This is a genomic window from Streptomyces pallidus (ex Mingjun et al. 2026), from assembly GCF_051550185.1.
In the GTDB taxonomy this organism is placed as follows: domain Bacteria; phylum Actinomycetota; class Actinomycetes; order Streptomycetales; family Streptomycetaceae; genus Streptomyces.
The window spans coordinates 1,244,776-1,260,242 of record NZ_CP196181.1 but is presented as its reverse complement, the minus strand read 5'-3'; the positions used below and the strand labels follow the sequence as shown (position 1 = coordinate 1,260,242).

The 15,467-nt window shown below is 73.4% G+C and carries 14 protein-coding genes and 1 pseudogene; 9 read left to right on the top strand and 6 right to left on the bottom strand.

Features of this window, described 5'->3' with window-relative positions; translation table 11 throughout:
- Window positions 1-60 precede the first annotated feature (60 nt).
- Window positions 61-1,182: an IS630 family transposase gene (locus tag ACSHWO_RS05365; protein WP_438310239.1), complete on the bottom strand. Its 1,122-nt coding sequence runs from the start codon at window positions 1,180-1,182 to the stop codon at window positions 61-63.
- A 102-nt stretch (window positions 1,183-1,284) separates the two neighbouring features.
- On the opposite strand from ACSHWO_RS05365, the gene ACSHWO_RS05360 reads away from it, so the two are divergent.
- From ACSHWO_RS05360 to ACSHWO_RS05345, 4 genes are all read left to right on the top strand, one after another.
- Window positions 1,285-1,620 carry a PadR family transcriptional regulator gene (locus ACSHWO_RS05360; protein WP_438310238.1) on the top strand — a complete coding sequence of 112 codons (336 nt, stop codon included), beginning with the start codon at window positions 1,285-1,287 and terminating at the stop codon, window positions 1,618-1,620.
- A gap of 421 nt (window positions 1,621-2,041) precedes the next feature.
- Window positions 2,042-2,461 (top strand): aspartate 1-decarboxylase, encoded by a 420-nt coding sequence (gene panD, locus ACSHWO_RS05355; protein WP_438310237.1) that lies wholly within the window; start codon window positions 2,042-2,044, stop codon window positions 2,459-2,461.
- A 15-nt stretch (window positions 2,462-2,476) separates the two neighbouring features.
- The gene (locus tag ACSHWO_RS05350; protein WP_361086109.1) at window positions 2,477-2,830 is read left to right on the top strand and encodes a GNAT family N-acetyltransferase; all 354 of its coding nucleotides are present in this window, start codon (window positions 2,477-2,479) and stop codon (window positions 2,828-2,830) included.
- Window positions 2,824-3,453: an aspartate/glutamate racemase family protein gene (locus tag ACSHWO_RS05345; RefSeq protein ID WP_385846173.1), complete on the top strand. Its 630-nt coding sequence runs from the start codon at window positions 2,824-2,826 to the stop codon at window positions 3,451-3,453. Before ACSHWO_RS05350 ends, ACSHWO_RS05345 begins: the two co-directional genes overlap by 7 nt.
- Before the next feature lie 344 nt (window positions 3,454-3,797).
- On the opposite strand, the gene gndA is transcribed toward ACSHWO_RS05345, so the two are convergent.
- On the bottom strand, window positions 3,798-5,240 hold the full coding sequence (gene gndA / locus ACSHWO_RS05340; RefSeq protein ID WP_385846179.1) for an NADP-dependent phosphogluconate dehydrogenase: 1,443 nt from the start codon (window positions 5,238-5,240) through the stop codon (window positions 3,798-3,800).
- A 183-nt stretch (window positions 5,241-5,423) separates the two neighbouring features.
- Here gndA and ACSHWO_RS05335 point away from each other — a divergent pair, with 183 nt between their 5' ends.
- Complete coding sequence (locus tag ACSHWO_RS05335) at window positions 5,424-6,737, top strand: transglycosylase family protein (protein ID WP_438310236.1); 1,314 nt, start codon at window positions 5,424-5,426, stop codon at window positions 6,735-6,737.
- A 102-nt stretch (window positions 6,738-6,839) separates the two neighbouring features.
- On the opposite strand, the pseudogene ACSHWO_RS05330 reads toward ACSHWO_RS05335, so the two are convergent.
- A pseudogene (locus ACSHWO_RS05330) lies at window positions 6,840-7,574 on the bottom strand (DMT family transporter); the annotation flags it as partial.
- Between the two features lie 293 nt (window positions 7,575-7,867).
- Here ACSHWO_RS05330 and ACSHWO_RS05325 point away from each other — a divergent pair.
- The 3 genes from ACSHWO_RS05325 (at window position 7,868) to ACSHWO_RS05315 (ending at window position 10,955) form a co-directional block, all read left to right on the top strand.
- Window positions 7,868-9,349: an SDR family NAD(P)-dependent oxidoreductase gene (locus ACSHWO_RS05325; protein WP_361086097.1), complete on the top strand. Its 1,482-nt coding sequence runs from the start codon at window positions 7,868-7,870 to the stop codon at window positions 9,347-9,349.
- A gap of 307 nt (window positions 9,350-9,656) precedes the next feature.
- Window positions 9,657-9,830, top strand: a complete 174-nt coding sequence (locus ACSHWO_RS05320) for a hypothetical protein (protein ID WP_361086190.1) — start codon at window positions 9,657-9,659, stop codon at window positions 9,828-9,830.
- 135 nt (window positions 9,831-9,965) lie between these two features.
- Complete coding sequence (locus ACSHWO_RS05315) at window positions 9,966-10,955, top strand: NAD-dependent epimerase/dehydratase family protein (RefSeq protein WP_438310235.1); 990 nt, start codon at window positions 9,966-9,968, stop codon at window positions 10,953-10,955.
- Here ACSHWO_RS05315 and ACSHWO_RS05310 read toward each other — a convergent pair.
- Genes ACSHWO_RS05310 through ACSHWO_RS05300 form a run of 3 tightly spaced genes read right to left on the bottom strand, consistent with a single transcriptional unit; the run spans window position 10,941 to window position 13,865 of the window.
- Complete coding sequence (locus ACSHWO_RS05310; protein ID WP_361086090.1) at window positions 10,941-12,401, bottom strand: lipase maturation factor family protein; 1,461 nt, start codon at window positions 12,399-12,401, stop codon at window positions 10,941-10,943. The genes ACSHWO_RS05315 and ACSHWO_RS05310 overlap by 15 nt on opposite strands.
- Window positions 12,402-12,429: 28 nt before the next feature.
- Window positions 12,430-12,966 (bottom strand): DUF1990 family protein, encoded by a 537-nt coding sequence (locus ACSHWO_RS05305; protein WP_385846198.1) that lies wholly within the window; start codon window positions 12,964-12,966, stop codon window positions 12,430-12,432.
- Window positions 12,963-13,865: a YndJ family protein gene (locus ACSHWO_RS05300; RefSeq protein ID WP_438310234.1), complete on the bottom strand. Its 903-nt coding sequence runs from the start codon at window positions 13,863-13,865 to the stop codon at window positions 12,963-12,965. Before ACSHWO_RS05300 ends, ACSHWO_RS05305 begins: the two co-directional genes overlap by 4 nt.
- 263 nt (window positions 13,866-14,128) lie before the next feature.
- Between ACSHWO_RS05300 and ACSHWO_RS05295 the strand changes: the two genes are divergently transcribed.
- Window positions 14,129-15,460, top strand: a complete 1,332-nt coding sequence (locus ACSHWO_RS05295) for a DUF6777 domain-containing protein (protein ID WP_438310233.1) — start codon at window positions 14,129-14,131, stop codon at window positions 15,458-15,460.
- Window positions 15,461-15,467: the final 7 nt, after the last annotated feature.

Sequence of the window (15,467 nt, the reverse complement as noted above, 5' to 3'; positions counted from 1 at the left end):
TACCGGTACTCAATAGCGCTGACTAGTGCTGTGACCGGGAACGTTTGCCGGGTCGGGTGGTCAGGCTGCGGTTGGTAGTGGTCTGCCGCCCCAGCGGAGGCCTTTCTCGCTTCGGATGCGGGCGCGTTCGCGTCGTTGTGCGGCGAGGACGTCGGGGTGGCGGGCGTTCTGGTTGCGCCAGCGCAGGTAGGCGTGCAGGGACCGGGTCTGGACGGTGTGGTTCGGATGGTTGGAGTTGGCCAGGGTGAACTGCCGCAGCGGCCCGAAGTGGGCCTCGATGGGGTTCGCCCAGGACGCGTAGGTCGGCGTGAAGCACAGCTCGACCTTGTTTCGGTCCGCCCACCTGCGGATTTTCCAGTTCAGGTGGGCGGAGAGGTTGTCGAGGATCACGTAGATCGGGGCGCCGTCCGGGCGGGCGGCCCGGATCGATCGCAGGGCGGCCCAGGTGTGGTCGATGCCTTTGCGCCTGCGGTTGATGCCCCACAGTTTGTCGTCGCCGACCGAGTAGCAGCCGTGGAAGTAGGTGATGCCGTGGGTGCGGCGGAAGGTGGCCGGCAGCCGGTCGGGCCGGCCCTGCTTCTTCCAGCAGGATCCGGCGGTCGGACGGATGCCGAGGGGGCCGAACTCGTCGAAGGCGAACGTGCGGTCGGGACGCTTGTTGACCGCGTATTCGATCCGGGCCAGCTTGGCGTCGAAGGCCGGGTCCGGGGACTCCTTCCAGGTCTTCGTGCGCTGGAAGGAGATCCCCCGGCGGGCCAGCAGGCAGCGCAGGGCTTCCCGGCCGATCCGGACGGGCCGGGAGATGTTGCGCCGCAGGTGATCGGCGAGTTTGCGGACCGACCAGCGGGTGAAGGGCTTGCCCAGCGCGGTCGGGCGGGTGGTGGCCGTCTGGACGACGAAGTCCTCGTCGTCACGATTCAGCAGGCGGGGACGGCCTCCCGCCCACCGAGGGTCCAGGCATGCGAGCCCGATCTCGTTGAAGCGGTGGATCACGTCGCGGACGGTGTCCTCGTCCGCCTGGACCAGCCGCGCGATCACCGGGACCGTGCTGCCGCCAGCGGAGGCCAGCAGCATCATCGCCCGCCTGAACCGCACCGAGCTGGTGCTGCCCCGCCGAACGATGTGCTGAAGCTTCTGCCCCTCCTGCTCGGTTAGCCCGCGGACCCTGACCGGTAACGCCATCCCGCCTCCCCATGCCAGTCGAAGTCGTCACATCCGACCAGCACAACGAGCAACCCGGCAAACGTTCCCGGTCACAGCACTAGCTAGGGGAGGAGGTGTTCCATGGCCAAGCTGCTGACGGAGATGCTCAAGGGCACGCTGGAGGGCATCATCCTCGCGTCCCTGTCCGGCCGCCCCGCCTACGGCTACGAGATCACGGCTCGGCTGCGGGAGCAGGGCTTCTCGGACATCGCCGAAGGAACCGTCTACGCGCTGCTCATCAGGATGGAGAAGCGCGGTCTCGTCGACGTGGAGAAGGTCCCCTCCGAGAAGGGGCCGCCACGCAAGGTGCACTCCCTCAACGCTCAGGGTCGGGAGTACCTCGAAGAGTTCTGGAGGACGTGGAGCTTCCTCGCGGAGCGACTGGAGCAACTCCGCGGAGGATCAGGACCGGCTTGACTTGTTCCGCAAGGCGTTCGGGCTCCTCCAACCCTCCGCTGTCTACGGACAGGCTTCCCGAGACCTGATCGAGTCGGCGCTGGCGACGATCTGATGGTCGCCGGGTTACAAGGAGGGCGATGCCGGCCGCCGGCATCAGGAGGAGGATCCCGTCCGTTTCCCATGCACGCGTGATGCACCGTCAGGTAAGTCAGCATCTGGTCAGCATCAGTCCCTGAGCGTTCCGAAGTGGCTGTCCGATTCGGTTCCTGTCCGGCCGCGTCGCAACAGCATGGTTCTCCCGAAAATGCAGGCCAGGAACCTTCTCGTCTGAGGCGATCGATGTTCCTTTTTATCTTCGATCCGACGCGTGCCCGTGTAGAGTGAAGACCGCCCTTGACCTGCAGAAAGCTGGCAGGGAGCCGTCCTCTAGGAGCTCAAATTGCTGCGCACCATGATCAAGTCCAAGATCCACCGGGCTACCGTCACGCAGGCCGATCTGCACTACGTCGGTTCCGTGACCGTCGACGCCGATCTGCTCGACGCCGCCGACCTGCTGCCCGGGGAGCTCGTCCACATCGTCGACATCACGAACGGGGCGAGGCTGGAGACGTACGTCATCGAGGGCGAGCGGGGGTCCGGGGTCATCGGGATCAACGGCGCCGCCGCGCACCTCGTGCACCCGGGCGACCTGGTCATCCTCATCAGCTACGGGCAGTTCGAGGACGCCGAGGCCAGGACGTTCACCCCGCGCGTCGTGCACGTGGACGCGCAGAACCGCATCGTCGAGCTGGGCGCGGACCCGTCCGCCCCGGTGCCGGGCACGGACCAGGAGCGCAGCCCCCACGCGGTGGCTGTCTGAGAGGAGTCGGGGACCATGACGCAGGCCGGGTCGATCGAGTTCAGGGACGAGCGGGAGGCCGGACGGCTGCTCGCGCTGGAGAACGGGGAGGCCGTCGGCCTCGTCGCGTACTTCGTGCTCGACCGGGAGCCCGGCGCGCTCGTCGCCGTGCACACCATCGTCGAGCCCGGCCACGAGGGGCGGGGCATCGCCGGCGACCTGGTGCACGCCCTCTACGGCATCGCCGCCGCCGAAGGGGTCCCCGTGGTCCCGTTCTGCCCCTACGCCGCGAGTTGGGCCGCCCGGCACCCCGACCAGGCGCCCGAGGCCCCCGCCGAGGTGGTCGCCGCGGCCCGGGCGCAGCTGGACGCCAGCGCCGACCTGTGGTGACCTGCCTGACCCTGCTGCACACCTCGCCGGTCCACGTCCCCGTCTTCGACGCACTGCGGGACCGGAACCACCCGGGGGCCGTACTGCGCCACCTCGTGGTGCCGCAGCTGCTGGACCGGGCCCGCGCACAGGGCCCGGGCTCGGTGGCCGCGGACCTGCGGGCGCTGCTGGCGGACCGCGCCGGCCCGGTGCTGGTGACCTGCTCGACGATCGGGGCGGTCGCGGAGTCCGTGGCCGCCGAGCGGGGGGTGCCGGTACTGCGGGTCGACCGGCCGATGGCCGCGGCCGCCGTCCGTACCGGCCCGCGGATCGTCGTACTGGCGGCCCTGGAGTCGACGCTCGGGCCCACCGCCGAGCTGCTCGTCGAGGAGGCGGGCGGCCGGCGGGTGGTGATCACGCCCCGTGTCGTCGCCGGAGCCTGGGAGCGCTTCGAGGCGGGGGACACCGCCGGGTACCTGGCACTCGTGGCCGAGGCCGCCGACGCCGTGGCCGACGCGGACGTCGTCGTCCTGGCCCAGGCCTCCATGGCCGCCGCCGCGGCCCTCGCGACGACGACGGTCCCGCTCCTCTCCAGCCCGGCCCCCGGCCTGGCCGCCGCCCTCGCCGCCGGTGGCCGTGGCTGACCCCCGCCCGGTCCGGGCCGGGAGGCGTACCCGCCTGGATCCGGGGAAGGTGGGGCGTATGGTGCAAGACGTTCAAGGTGTGCGTGATGTGCGGCGCCGAACTGCCGAGGGCACGCAGCCGCCCGTGCCCGAGCCGCCGCCCAGTCCCGGGCCGAACCCGTTCCCGGATCCCGAGCCCATCCCGCGGCCGGTTCCGCCGGTGCCCGGTCCGTTTCCCGAGCCGGATCCCGTGCCCGCACCGCCCGGGCCCGAGCCCGTCCCCCAGCCCGGCCCGCTGAGCTGACGCCGCGGGCCGGCACCGTCGGCGACGGCGCTGCCGCCGACGGTGCCGCCGGGCGGTCGCGTCAGGCCGTGCGGACCTCCGAGCGGTCGCCGCTCCAGAGGGTGTGGAAGGAGCCCTCGCGGTCCGTGCGCCGGTACGTGTGCGCACCGAAGAAGTCCCGCTGCCCCTGGGTGAGCGCCGCCGGGAGCCGCTCCGCGCGCAGCGCGTCGTAGTAGGCCAGCGAGGCCGCGAACGCCGGCACGGGGATGCCCTGGCCCACCGCGGCCGTCACCACGGCCCGCCAGTCGTCCTGGGCCGCGCCGATCTCCTCCGCGAAGCCCGCGTCCGCCAGCAGGCTCGGCAGGCCGGGCTGCGCGTCGTACGCCGCCCGGATGCGGTCCAGGAAGGCGGCCCGGATGATGCAGCCGCCCCGCCAGAGCGAGGCCATCGCGCCGAGGTCGATGTCCCAGCCGTACTCCTGGCTGCCCGCCTGGATCTGGTGGAAGCCCTGCGTGTACGAGACGATCTTCGAGGCGTACAGGGCCTGCTCCACCCGGGCGGCGAACGCGTCCGCCTCCGCGGCCGGCAGCGGCTCAGCCGACGGGCCCGCGAGCCCCCGGGCGGCGGTGCGCAGCTCCGCGTGGCCCGACACCGCGCGGGCGAAGACCGCCTCGGCGATCCCCGACACCGGCACGCCCAGGTCCAGGGCGATCTGCACGGTCCAGCGGCCGGTGCCCTTCTGCTCCGCCGCGTCCGCGACGACGTCGACGAACGGGCGCCCGGTCGCGGCGTCGGTGTGCGCGAGCACCTCGGCGGTGATCTCGATCAGGTACGAGTCGAGCCGGCCCCGGTTCCAGGCCCGGAAGGTCTCGGCGATCCGCGCGGGGGAGTAGCCGGCGACCTCGCGCAGCAGGTGGTAGGCCTCGGCGATGAGCTGCATGTCGGCGTACTCGATGCCGTTGTGCACCATCTTCACGAAGTGCCCGGCGCCGTCGGGGCCCACGTGCGAGGTGCACGGCGTTCCGTCGGCGGCCTTCGCGGCGATCTTCTCCAGGAGCGGGCCCAGGGAGTCCCACGACTCCTCGGAGCCGCCGGGCATGATGCTCGGCCCGCGCAGTGCGCCCTCCTCGCCGCCCGAGATGCCCACGCCCACGAAGTGGATGCCCTGCTCGCGCAGTTCCCGCTCGCGCCGCCGGGTGTCCTCGAAGTGGGCGTTGCCGCCGTCGATGATGACGTCGCCCGGCTCGAGCAGCGGGGCGAACTCGCGGATCACGGCGTCGGTCGGCTCCCCGGCCTTCACCATGATGACGAGGCGGCGCGGCCGCTCCAACGCGTCCACGAACTCCTTCGCGGACGCGGCGGCGACGAAGGACCCCTCGTGCCCGAACTCCTCCACCAGGGCCTCGGTCTTGGCCGCCGTGCGGTTGTGGACGGCGACGGTGAACCCGTTGCGGGCGAAGTTCCTGGCGAGGTTGCTGCCCATCACCGCAAGCCCGGTGACACCGATCTGGGCCGTGCTGCTCATGCGTGCGCTCCTGAGTGCTTCGACGTGCGGGGACTTCGACGCTACCCCGGTGCGGACTCCCGCGGATCTTTCTACTCACAAAACAATGTCAACTTGTTCTTCCGTGCGCCCGGTTGCGCCCCTTGTCAGGGCCTGTGCTCGTCGTTAGGTTGTGGGATTCCTGATGTCGTGGAGGGGGCTTCCATGGGGGTACGGGGCCGGCACCGCCGGTACCAGCCGAGCAGCATCAACCGCGCGTCGCTCGCCGTCACCGCCGGCGGAGCCGGCATCGCGCTCCCGCTCGTCGGAGCCGGGGCGGGAACCGCGCAGGCCGCATCGGTGGACACCTGGAACAAGGTCGCGGACTGCGAGTCCACGAACGACTGGCACATCAACACGGGCAACGGCTACTACGGCGGACTCCAGTTCAGCCAGAGCACCTGGCGGGCGTTCGGCGGCACCGTGTACGCCCCCCGCGCCGACCAGGCCACCAGGGAGCAGCAGATCGCGGTCGCGGAGAAGGTGTTGCAGGGCCAGAGCCCGCAGGCCTGGCCGAACTGCGGCAAGCACGCCGGGCTCGCCCGCGGCGGCCCGGCCCCCGACCTGACGCCGCAGAACAAGGTCGTCACCGTCCAGGCACCGCAGGCCCCGGCGGGCGACCCGCCGGCCACCGAGCCCCGCCCGACGGGCACTTCGGTCCTGCCCAACCCGTACGTGGTCGCGCCCGGGGACTCGCTCTCGTCGATCGCCACCCGCCGGCACGTCGAGGGCGGCTGGCAGGCGCTGTACGAGACCAACCGGGCCACCGTCGGCAGCAACCCGAACCTGATCTTCCCCGGGCAGCGGCTCACCCTGCGCATCACCGCCGCCCCGCCCGCGCAGAACCCGGAGAAGCCGCCGCGCACCGCCGAGCCGGTGCCGCCCGTGGCACCCGTGGAGCAGAAGCCCGCCGAGCAGAAGCCCGCGGAGGCGCCGGCACCGAAGCCCGCCGAGCGGCCCGCGGAGAAGCCCGCCGAGCAGCCGGCCCCGAAGCCCGCCGACGGGCAGGCGGCCCGGCCGGCCGCCAAGCCCGCGGAGAAGCCCGCGTCAGCCCCGCAGCAGCAGCCGGCCGCGAGCGGGTTCGTCGCCCCCGTCGACTCCGCCATCGGCACCGCCTACCGCAAGGCCGGATCCGCCTGGTCCAGCGGCTATCACACGGGCGTCGACTTCCCGGTCGCCACCGGTACCGCCGTCAAGGCGGTCGGCCCCGGCGAGGTCGTCTCCGCCGGCTGGGCCGGTGCGTACGGCTACCAGGTCGTCATCCGGCACTCCGACGGCCGGTACTCGCAGTACGCCCACCTGTCGGCGCTCGGGGTCAAGGAGGGGCAGCAGGTCTCCGGCGGCCAGCGGATCGGCCGCTCCGGATCCACGGGGAACTCCTCCGGGCCCCACCTGCACTTCGAGATCCGCACGACGGCCGGCTACGGCTCCGACATCGACCCCCTGAAGTACCTCCGTGCCCACGGAGCCGGCATCTGACCCCCGCACGTGCGGCGGCACGGCCGTGAGCACCACCAGGCCGGCCGCCGCCAGCGCGGCGCTCGCCAGGGCCACCGCCCCGCCCGCAGTCCCGTACCGGAAGCCCTCGCCGAACAGGGTGATCCCGACCACCGCCGCGACCACCGGGTTGACCACGGTCACGGTGGCCAGCGGCGCGGTCAGCCCCGCACCCCGGTAGGCCGCCTGGGACAGCAGCAGCCCGCTCGACGCCAGCACCGCGATCGCCGCCGGATCGGGCCAGACCTGACCCGCGGCGCCCACCCCCGCGGTGACCCCCTCGGCCACCGACTTGGTGAACACCGAGGCCATGCCGAAGGACGTGCCGGCCGCCGCGGCCAGCAGCACACTGCGCAGCACGGCCCGCCGCATCCGGTGCGCCGCCAGGAAGAGCACGCCGACGGCGGCCCCGGTCGCCGCCAGCAGCAGGATCCGCTCCCCGCCCGCCGGCAGCCGGCCCCCGTCCCCGCCGGTCAGGGCCAGCAGCCCGGCCAGGCCCACCGTCGCCAGGACCGCGCCCCGCCAGGCGGCCGCCCCGGCCCGGCGGTGCACGAGGACGGCGGCCATCGGCAGCGCGAAGACGATGGTGAGCGCGCCCAGCGGCTGCACCAGGCTGAGCGGCCCGTACGCCAGGGCGACCACGTGCAGCAGCGCACCGAGGCAGTTCAGCGCGACCGCAGCCCACCACGCCGCCCGGCGCAGCGGGGCGTACGGCCGGTCCGGGGTGCTCTCCGCCACACGCTCCTGAACGATCGCACCACCCGCGTACGCGACGGCCGACACCAGACAGAGCAGAACCGACAGCACCAGGGCACTCATGGAATCCACCATGCCCCACCCGACCGGCCATTTCCTCCCCCTGCGGGAGGGCATCGGTCCTGCTCCGGACGTACTCCTCGAGCAGTACGCGACCCCCACCCACCGCGTGCGCACCCGCCCGGCATCCCGCCCGGCACCCACCCCGCCCCGCGCCCAGCGTGACGGGTCCCTCGCGGTCCGTGAAAGTGCGGCCGACGGGTTTGGTTCCGGGCGCGCCGGATCCGTACAGTTGCCGTTTTGGGGACTTCCGCAGCAGGCGGACGCGGACGAGTGATCAAGGAACGGCAGCGGCCATGACGGTGACCGAGACCGAAGAGAACCAGGAATACGGGCCGGGCATCGACCCCGAGCGCATGGCCGTCTGCCTCAGCGTTTTGGAGGAGCTCGACCGGATCGAGGTCGACCACCCCGACGCGATCACCGTGCGCCGCGCCACCGCGGGCATCTACCGCACGGTCAAGCAGCGCCGCCGCCAGGAGCGCCGCGCCGCCAAGACCGCCAACGACAAGGCCGTCACGGAGGCCACCGCCACCGGCTCCGCGCAGCGCATCGACGACGAGACCGAGGGCATCCTGCCCTCCTCGGTCACCGAGGCCGGCCGGATCGCCGGGATACTCCAGCGCCCGCGCTCCTGCTACGTCTGCAAGACGCGGTACGTCGAGGTCGACTACTTCTACCACCAGCTCTGCCCGGACTGCGCCACCGTGAACCGCGCCAAGCGCGAGGCGAGCGCCGACCTCTCCGGCAAGCGCGCGCTGCTCACCGGCGGCCGGGCCAAGATCGGCATGTACATCGCGCTGCGGCTGCTGCGCGACGGTGCCCACACCACGATCACCACCCGCTTCCCGAAGGACGCCATCCGCCGCTTCAAGGCGATGGAGGACTCGGCGGACTGGATGCACCGCCTGGAGGTCGTCGGCATCGACCTGCGCGACCCGGCCCAGGCCGTGGCGCTCGCCGAGCAGGTGGCCGAGGCCGGCCCGCTGGACATCCTGATCAACAACGCGACGCAGACCGTGCGCCGCCTGCCCACCGCCTACGCCGCGCTGGTCGAGGGCGAGGGCGCCCCGCTGCCGGCCGGTGAGCTCCCCGCCCACCACGTGATCGGCGCCTTCAACTCCGGCGCGGTCGACGGCCTGGCGGCGCTGCCCGTCGGCGTGAGCGGGCTCGAAGCGCAGAAGGTCGCCGACCTCGCCCTGGTCGCGGGCAACGCCAGTCTCGAACGGCACCTCGACGGCACGGCCATCGATGCGGGCGGCCTGCTGCCCGACGTCGTCGAGACCAACACCTGGGTGCAGACCATCGACCAGATCTCCCCGGTGGAGCTGCTCGAAACCCAGCTGTGCAACTACACCTCGCCGTTCATCCTGATCAGCGCGCTGCGGCCGGCCATGGCCGAGGCGGCCCGCAAGGCGGCCAGCGGTCGGGCGTACGTCGTCAACGTCTCGGCGATGGAAGGCGTCTTCAGCCGCGGCTACAAGGGTGCGGGGCACCCGAACACCAATGCCGCCAAGGCCGCCATGAACATGGTGACGCGGACCAGCGGCCAGGAGATGTTCGAGACCGACCGGATCCTCATGACCTCGGTCGACACCGGCTGGATCACCGACGAGCGCCCGCACTTCGACAAGCTGCGCCTGGCCGAGGAGGGCTTCCACGCCCCCCTCGACCTGGTCGACGGTGCGGCCCGGGTCTACGACCCCGTCGTCCGCGGCGAGGCCGGCGAGGACCTGTACGGCGTCTTCCTCAAGGACTACTCCCCGGCCAACTGGTAGGCCCGCACCCGCACCGTTCCGGACACGCTCCGGTCCCTCCTCCGAGGGGCCGGAGCGTGTCCGTTTTTGTGTTGTACGTCCGGGCAACGGCACGGAACCACCTCCTGAACAACTCGGAAATTCGGGCCGTCGGGGTGGATTTGACCAATCCTTAGAGCGCCACCGCGCTCAAATGTGTAATCTGATGGGCAGCAGAACGGCCCCACCGGGTCAGCTCCACCATGACGCCACCGCGTCTGGAAATCCTTTATCCCCACATTCCCCGGCGTGCCGAGGCCGCCGGTTCGAGCGACACGAGGAGCGCGCGGTGACAGACACGAAGGCGAAGTCCGACGAACTGCTGGAGCGCACGGGTTGGCGCGTCCGCCCCCACTCCGACGAGCTCGGCAGCCTGGAAGTCTGGGCGCGTTCCGCCCCGATCCGGCTCGCCGGGTACGAGGAGGACCTGGCGGAGTCCCACATCCTGCCCGGTATCGACTGACCGCCCGCGTCGCCGGGCCCCCGTCCCCGGGGCCCGGCGGGTCGGCGGAGTTCCCGTTCCGCGTACGCCGTGAGCGTCATCGCTGACGGCGATCACCACTTCGCCGGCCCGCCCCCACCGGGCAGGCTGGGCCGCATGACGAAACTGCTGATGCTGGGCGGCACCGAATTCGTCGGCCGCGCCCTCACCGACGACGCCCTCGACCGGGGTTGGGACGTTACCGTCTTCCACCGGGGCCGCCACGCCCCGCCGCCCGGCGTGCGCGCCGTGCACGGCGACCGCACCGCCCCCGGCGGACTGGACGCCCTCGCCGCGGCGGGGGAGTGGGACCTGGTCGTCGACACCTGGTCCGGCGCCCCCACCGCCGTCCGCGACGCCGCCCGCCTGCTCGCCGACCGCGCCGGGCACTACACGTACGTCTCCAGCCGCTCCGTGTACGCCTACCCCGCCCCGATCGGCATGGCCGAGGACGGCCCCCTGGTCGAGGGCTCGCCCGACGCGGACGCCACCGCGTACGCCGAGGACAAGGCGGGCGGCGAGCTCGCCACCACCGCCGCCTTCGGCGACCGCGCCCTGCTGGTGCGCGCCGGCCTGATCGTGGGCCCGTACGAGAACGTGGGCCGCCTCCCGTGGTGGCTGAACCGCACCGCCCGCGGCGGCCCCACCCTCGCCCCCGGCCCGCGCGACCTGGCCCTCCAGTACATCGACGTGCGCGACCTCGCGACCTGGATCCTGGACGCGGCCCGGGCCGGGCTCGGCGGCCCCTACAACGCGGTCTCCCCGCTCGGGCACGCCACCACGGGCAGCCTCCTGGAGGCCTGCGCGGCCGTCACCGGCGGCCGCGCCGAGCTCCGCTGGACGGACCCGGAGGCCATCGTGGAAGCGGGCATCGAGCCCTGGACGGAACTGCCCATGTGGCTGCCGCCGGGCGAGCTGTACGACCACATGGTCGGCGGTGACGTCTCGAAGGCGCTGGCGGCGGGGCTGAAGTGCCGCCCGGTCGAGGAGACCGTCGCCGACACCTGGGCGTGGCTGCAGTCGCTCGACGGGCCGCCCCCGCACCGCCCGGACCGCCCCGCCAAGGGCGTCGACCCCGAGCGGGAGGCCGCCCTACTCGGCCTGTGATCCGCCCCCGGCACCGCCGGCACGGGAATCCACCGCGAGCCGGGTCGGCGGCAGGTACTCCCGCACAGGCCGGCGGTGCCACCACGCCCCCGTCTCGCGCAGCTCCCGCCAGGTGGTGAACCGGTAGCGGTACAGCCGGGCCCGGACGTAGCGCGGCGGCGCGTCCGGGAACGGGTTGCTGCGGATCAGCCGCAGCGTGTCCCGGTCGCCCGCCAGCAGCCGCTCGACGAACTGCCCGAACCAGGGATGGGCGTAGCCGGGGGAGAGCGCCGCGAACCACATCAGCCAGTCCAGGCGCAGGTGGTACGGGGCGAACTGGCGCGGCATCCGCCGAAGGCCGCCCGGCTTGCCCTTGAACTCGTACTCCCGCCAGTCGCCGTCCTCCCGCGGGACCCGGTCCGCCGTGCCCTCGACCACGACCTCGTCGCGGATCCGGCCCACCGTGCCGAACGCCCCGTAGGTGTTGACCAGGTGGAGGGCGTCGAACGAGCGGTTCATCACCTGGCGGCGCGAGATCATGTTGGCCACCGGGCGCCGGCTCAGCCACAGCACCAGCACCGTCACCGCGCACACCGGCACGGCGAACCACAGCGGCGCCCCGGCCGAGGCCGCGGCCGGCGGAGGTCCCGCGAGCCCGGTGAAGTCGACCGCCGACACGGCCAGCGTGATCGTCAGCCAGTTCAGCCAGGCGAAGTTGCCCGACAGCACCAGCCACAGCTGCGTGGCGATGACGGCCCCCGCCGCGTACGAGGCAACCGGCTGCGGAGTGAACAGCAACACCGGCACGAACAGCTGGGTGACGTGGTTCGCGGCGCACTCCACCCGGTGCAGCGGCCCCGGCAGATGGTGGAAGAACCAGCTCAGCGGCCCCGGCATCGGCTGGGTCTCGTGGTGGAAGTACAGGCAGGTGAGCTCGCGCCAGCAGGCGTCCCCCCGCATCTTGATCAGCCCGGCGCCGAACTCCACCCGGAAGACCACCCACCGCAGCAGCCACAGCACCAGCACGGGCGGCCCCACCCGCGCATTGCCGAGGAAGACCGCGAGGAACCCCACCTCCAGCAGCAGCGACTCCCAGCCGAAGGCGTACCAGGTCTGCCCCACGTTCACGATCGACAGGTACAGCAGCCACAGCACGGCCCACATCGCCATCGCCGCGCCCAGCGGCACCAGGTCCCCGGCACCCGCCGCGAGTGCCGCGGCGACCGCCGCCCCCGCCCAGGCGCAGCCGGCGAAGAACCGGTCGGAGTAGTGCAGGTGGAACAGGCTCGGGGCGCGCCGGAAGGGCACGTGCCGCACGTACCGCGGCACGGGCAGCATGCCGTGCGCGCCGATCAGGGCCCGGAACTGCAGGGCGGCTCCGAGGAAGGCGAAGAGGTAGACACCGGCCAGGGCCCGCTGGAAGACCAGCCGGGCCAGCCAGTAGCCGGGCGCCGTGAACCAGTCCATCGACTCCAGTATCCGGCCATCGGGTCGATCAGGCCGCCGCGGCCAGCCGGCGCAGCATCCGGCCCAGCCAGCGGGCGTAGCACCGCTGGAGGAAGGGGACCAGCGGGCCCGCCAGGCGGGTGTACCAGCGGGCGGGGCGGCTGAAGGCGGTCACCTCGAACCAGACCGTGCCGTCGGGGTCCCGGAGGACCAGGAAGGACTCCTCGCCCTGCTCCGGATGGCCGGACAGGGTGCCGTAGGCGAATCCGGTGCGTGCGGGCCCGTACTCCGTCCAGATCACCTCGCACGGGACGTCGATGCGCAACGGCCCCCAGCCCATCCCGATGCTGACGCGGCTCCCGGGCCGGACCGCGCCGTCGGTGCAGCGGACCCGCATGCCCGAGGCCCGGTGGAGGCCGAGGGTGGTGACGGCGGTCCCGGCGGCCTCGTAGGCTGCCCGCCCCCGGCCGATCCGGGTCCGGTGGTGCAGGTGGTGGTAGCCGGCGGGCAGCGCTCCGCCCTCGGCCGTCGCGCCGCGTTCGGGGTAGCTGAGCGCGGGTCGGCCCGCGCTGGTGATCCGGGTCACTGGGTGGTCTCCTCCGGTCGTGGGCCGGCGGTGAGCCGGCGCCAGGCCAGTACCGAGCACAGGGCGAAGCCGAGTGCGTTGCCGAGGCCGTGGGTCGCGGCCATCCAGGTCAGGGTGGGGTGCGGGATTCCGGTGGCCTCGCCGAGCGCCCACCACAGGGCCAGCACCATGGTGGCCCCGAGGACGGTCGCCGAGACCGCCAGCAGCCCGCGGGTGCGCCGGTCCGGGCCGGTCGGCCGGATCTCCTGCCAGGTCACGAGCGCCACCAGCCACATGCCGGCGGTCAGCACCACCGCGCCGGCCAGTTCCGCCCAGTCGTCCACGAAGTAGCCGAGGAGGACCAGCAGGGTCCCGCCGGGGACGCTGTACGCCGCCCAGCGCGCCCGGTCCGCCCCTCCACCGGTGGGCCCGGCCGCGGCGGCCCGGCACACCAGTCCGGCGACCAGGGCGGCCGTGAACCCTGCGTAGTGGAAGTGCGGCACGGTCAGGGCCAGGACGTCCAGGTCGAAGCCGAACAGCCGGTACCCGGCGCGCTCGGCGACGAGGGCGGTCGCGGCGACCGCGGGCGAGGCCAGGGCGGTCAGCACCGCGGCCTCGGCGGCGGCCCCGCCGCGCGGGCGGGACCCCCCGGACGGAGTGCGGGCGAGGGACCGGGCCCTCGCCCGCAGCAGCCGGGCCGGGACCCGGGCGGCGAGCGCCAGCGCGGCCACGGCGTACACGGCGGCGAGCGCCACGGCGGGGGCGCCGCGCGGCAGCCAGAGGCACAGGGCCCCGGGGGCGGCGGCGGACGGCCAGATCCGGGCCGTCCTGCGCAGTCCGATCGGGTCGATGAGCAGCAGACCGGCGGGGACGATGCCGAGCATGCCCAGGGTGACGATCGCGTTCACCAGTACCGTCACCGTGGACTCCCCTCCCCGCCGCGGCCGAGCGCTTTGAACGCGTTCAATCCGCGGTCGCGACCTTACGGGGTTTCCTGAACATGTTCAAGATTCTGGGTCGACGGTGGCCCGCGGACGCCCCGTCGCGGCCGACGCTCGGGTTGCGGGCCCTGCGCGGATACGGCAGACAGGAGGGAGCAACCGGGGCGAACAGGGAGAATCACGTGCACGTTCCGACACCGCGTCAGACGCTGCGTCGTCACACACCGGCCCGCGCAGCCCTCTTGACCCTGCTCCTCCTGTCCGCCGCGGCCTGCGGCGGACAGGAGGAGCCCGCGAGCGCGCCCGGCCCGGAGAGCCAGAACCTCCACCTCCAGCCCGTGGCCAACGCGGGCCCCGACCCCTTCACCCCCTCCAGTGCGGTCGGCGAGTCCGCCCCCGTCCAGCCCCCGCTGCCCAACCCCACCGGGCAGGGCGTCCGCACCGTCAGCGGCGGCACCCCCGGCGTGTACGGCGGCACCCGGCGGCTCGGCAGCTGCGACGTCGAGCAGCAGCTGCGCGCCCTGACCGCCGACGAGGCCAAGGTCCGCGCCTTCGCGGCCATCTCCGCCGTCGAGGAGGCCAAGGTCGCCGAGTACGTGCGCGGCCTGACCCCGGTGGTGCTCCGCGCCGACACCCGGGTCACCAACCACGGCTTCCGCGACGGCGGCGCCTACGCCTACCAGTCCGTCCTCCAGGCGGGGACCGCCGTCCTCGTCGACGGCGCCGGCATGCCCCGGGTCCGGTGCGGCTGCGGCAACCCGCTGCTCGCGCCGCGCACCCCCAAGGGCGATCCGGTGCTGCAGGGCGAGCAGTGGAACGGCTACCGGCCCAACCAGGTCATCGTCATCGAGCCCACGCCCCAACTCCTCGGCAGCCTGCTCATCGCCAACGCGGCCGACAACACCTGGATCGAACGCCGCACCGGGGACGACGGAGCCCAGGACCGCGTCCCCGCGGTGCAGCCCGCCCACAACCCGGCCGACGGCATCCCGACCGGCTCCCCGCCCCCCGCGCAGCCCACCGGGCCGGCCGCCCCGCCCGACGGCACGGGCCGGCCGTCGGCGCCGGGCGTGCCCAACGCCCCCGCCGCGCCACCGCGCCCCGACCCGCAGCCGAGCCGGCCCGGCGGCGCCCCCGCCGTGCCGCCGGCACTGCCCCCCGGCGAGGTGCCGGCGGATCCGCAGGGGCCGCAGGACCCCGACCTCTCGCTGTCCTGGCCGGTCGACCCCGCCGTGCCCGCGGACCCGCCGCTTCCGGTCGACCCCGCAGTTCCGGTCGACCCCGCAGTTCCGGTCGACCCCGCAGTTCCGGCCGATCCCGCAGTTCCGGCCGATCCCGCGTTCCCGGCGGATCCCGCCGCGCCGGCGGACCCCGCGGTCCCGGCGGACCCTCCGCTTCAGGCCGATCCCGCGGTCCCGGCCGACCCCGTCCAGCCCTCGGACCCGTTCGACGCCTTCGACCGGTACGACGTGTACGAGGAGCCCGCGCAGGGGAACACCTACGAGAACAGTGCGTTCCCCGTCCCGGACCAAGCGCTTCCGCCGGCCACCGCCCCGGATCTGGAGAGCGCCTGACCCGCCC

Bases quoted from the DNA above. Each gene is read 5' to 3' on its own strand.
- ACSHWO_RS05335 (WP_438310236.1), top strand. From the start codon at position 5,424: ATGGGGGTACGGGGCCGGCACCGCCGGTACCAGCCGAGCAGCATCAAC.
- ACSHWO_RS05350 (WP_361086109.1), top strand. From the start codon at position 2,477: ATGACGCAGGCCGGGTCGATCGAGTTCAGGGACGAGCGGGAGGCCGGA.
- ACSHWO_RS05325 (WP_361086097.1), top strand. From the start codon at position 7,868: ATGACGGTGACCGAGACCGAAGAGAACCAGGAATACGGGCCGGGCATC.
- ACSHWO_RS05315 (WP_438310235.1), top strand. From the start codon at position 9,966: ATGACGAAACTGCTGATGCTGGGCGGCACCGAATTCGTCGGCCGCGCC.
- ACSHWO_RS05310 (WP_361086090.1), bottom strand. From the start codon at position 12,401: ATGGACTGGTTCACGGCGCCCGGCTACTGGCTGGCCCGGCTGGTCTTC.
- gndA (WP_385846179.1), bottom strand. From the start codon at position 5,240: ATGAGCAGCACGGCCCAGATCGGTGTCACCGGGCTTGCGGTGATGGGC.
- ACSHWO_RS05365 (WP_438310239.1), bottom strand. From the start codon at position 1,182: ATGGCGTTACCGGTCAGGGTCCGCGGGCTAACCGAGCAGGAGGGGCAG.
- ACSHWO_RS05360 (WP_438310238.1), top strand. From the start codon at position 1,285: ATGGCCAAGCTGCTGACGGAGATGCTCAAGGGCACGCTGGAGGGCATC.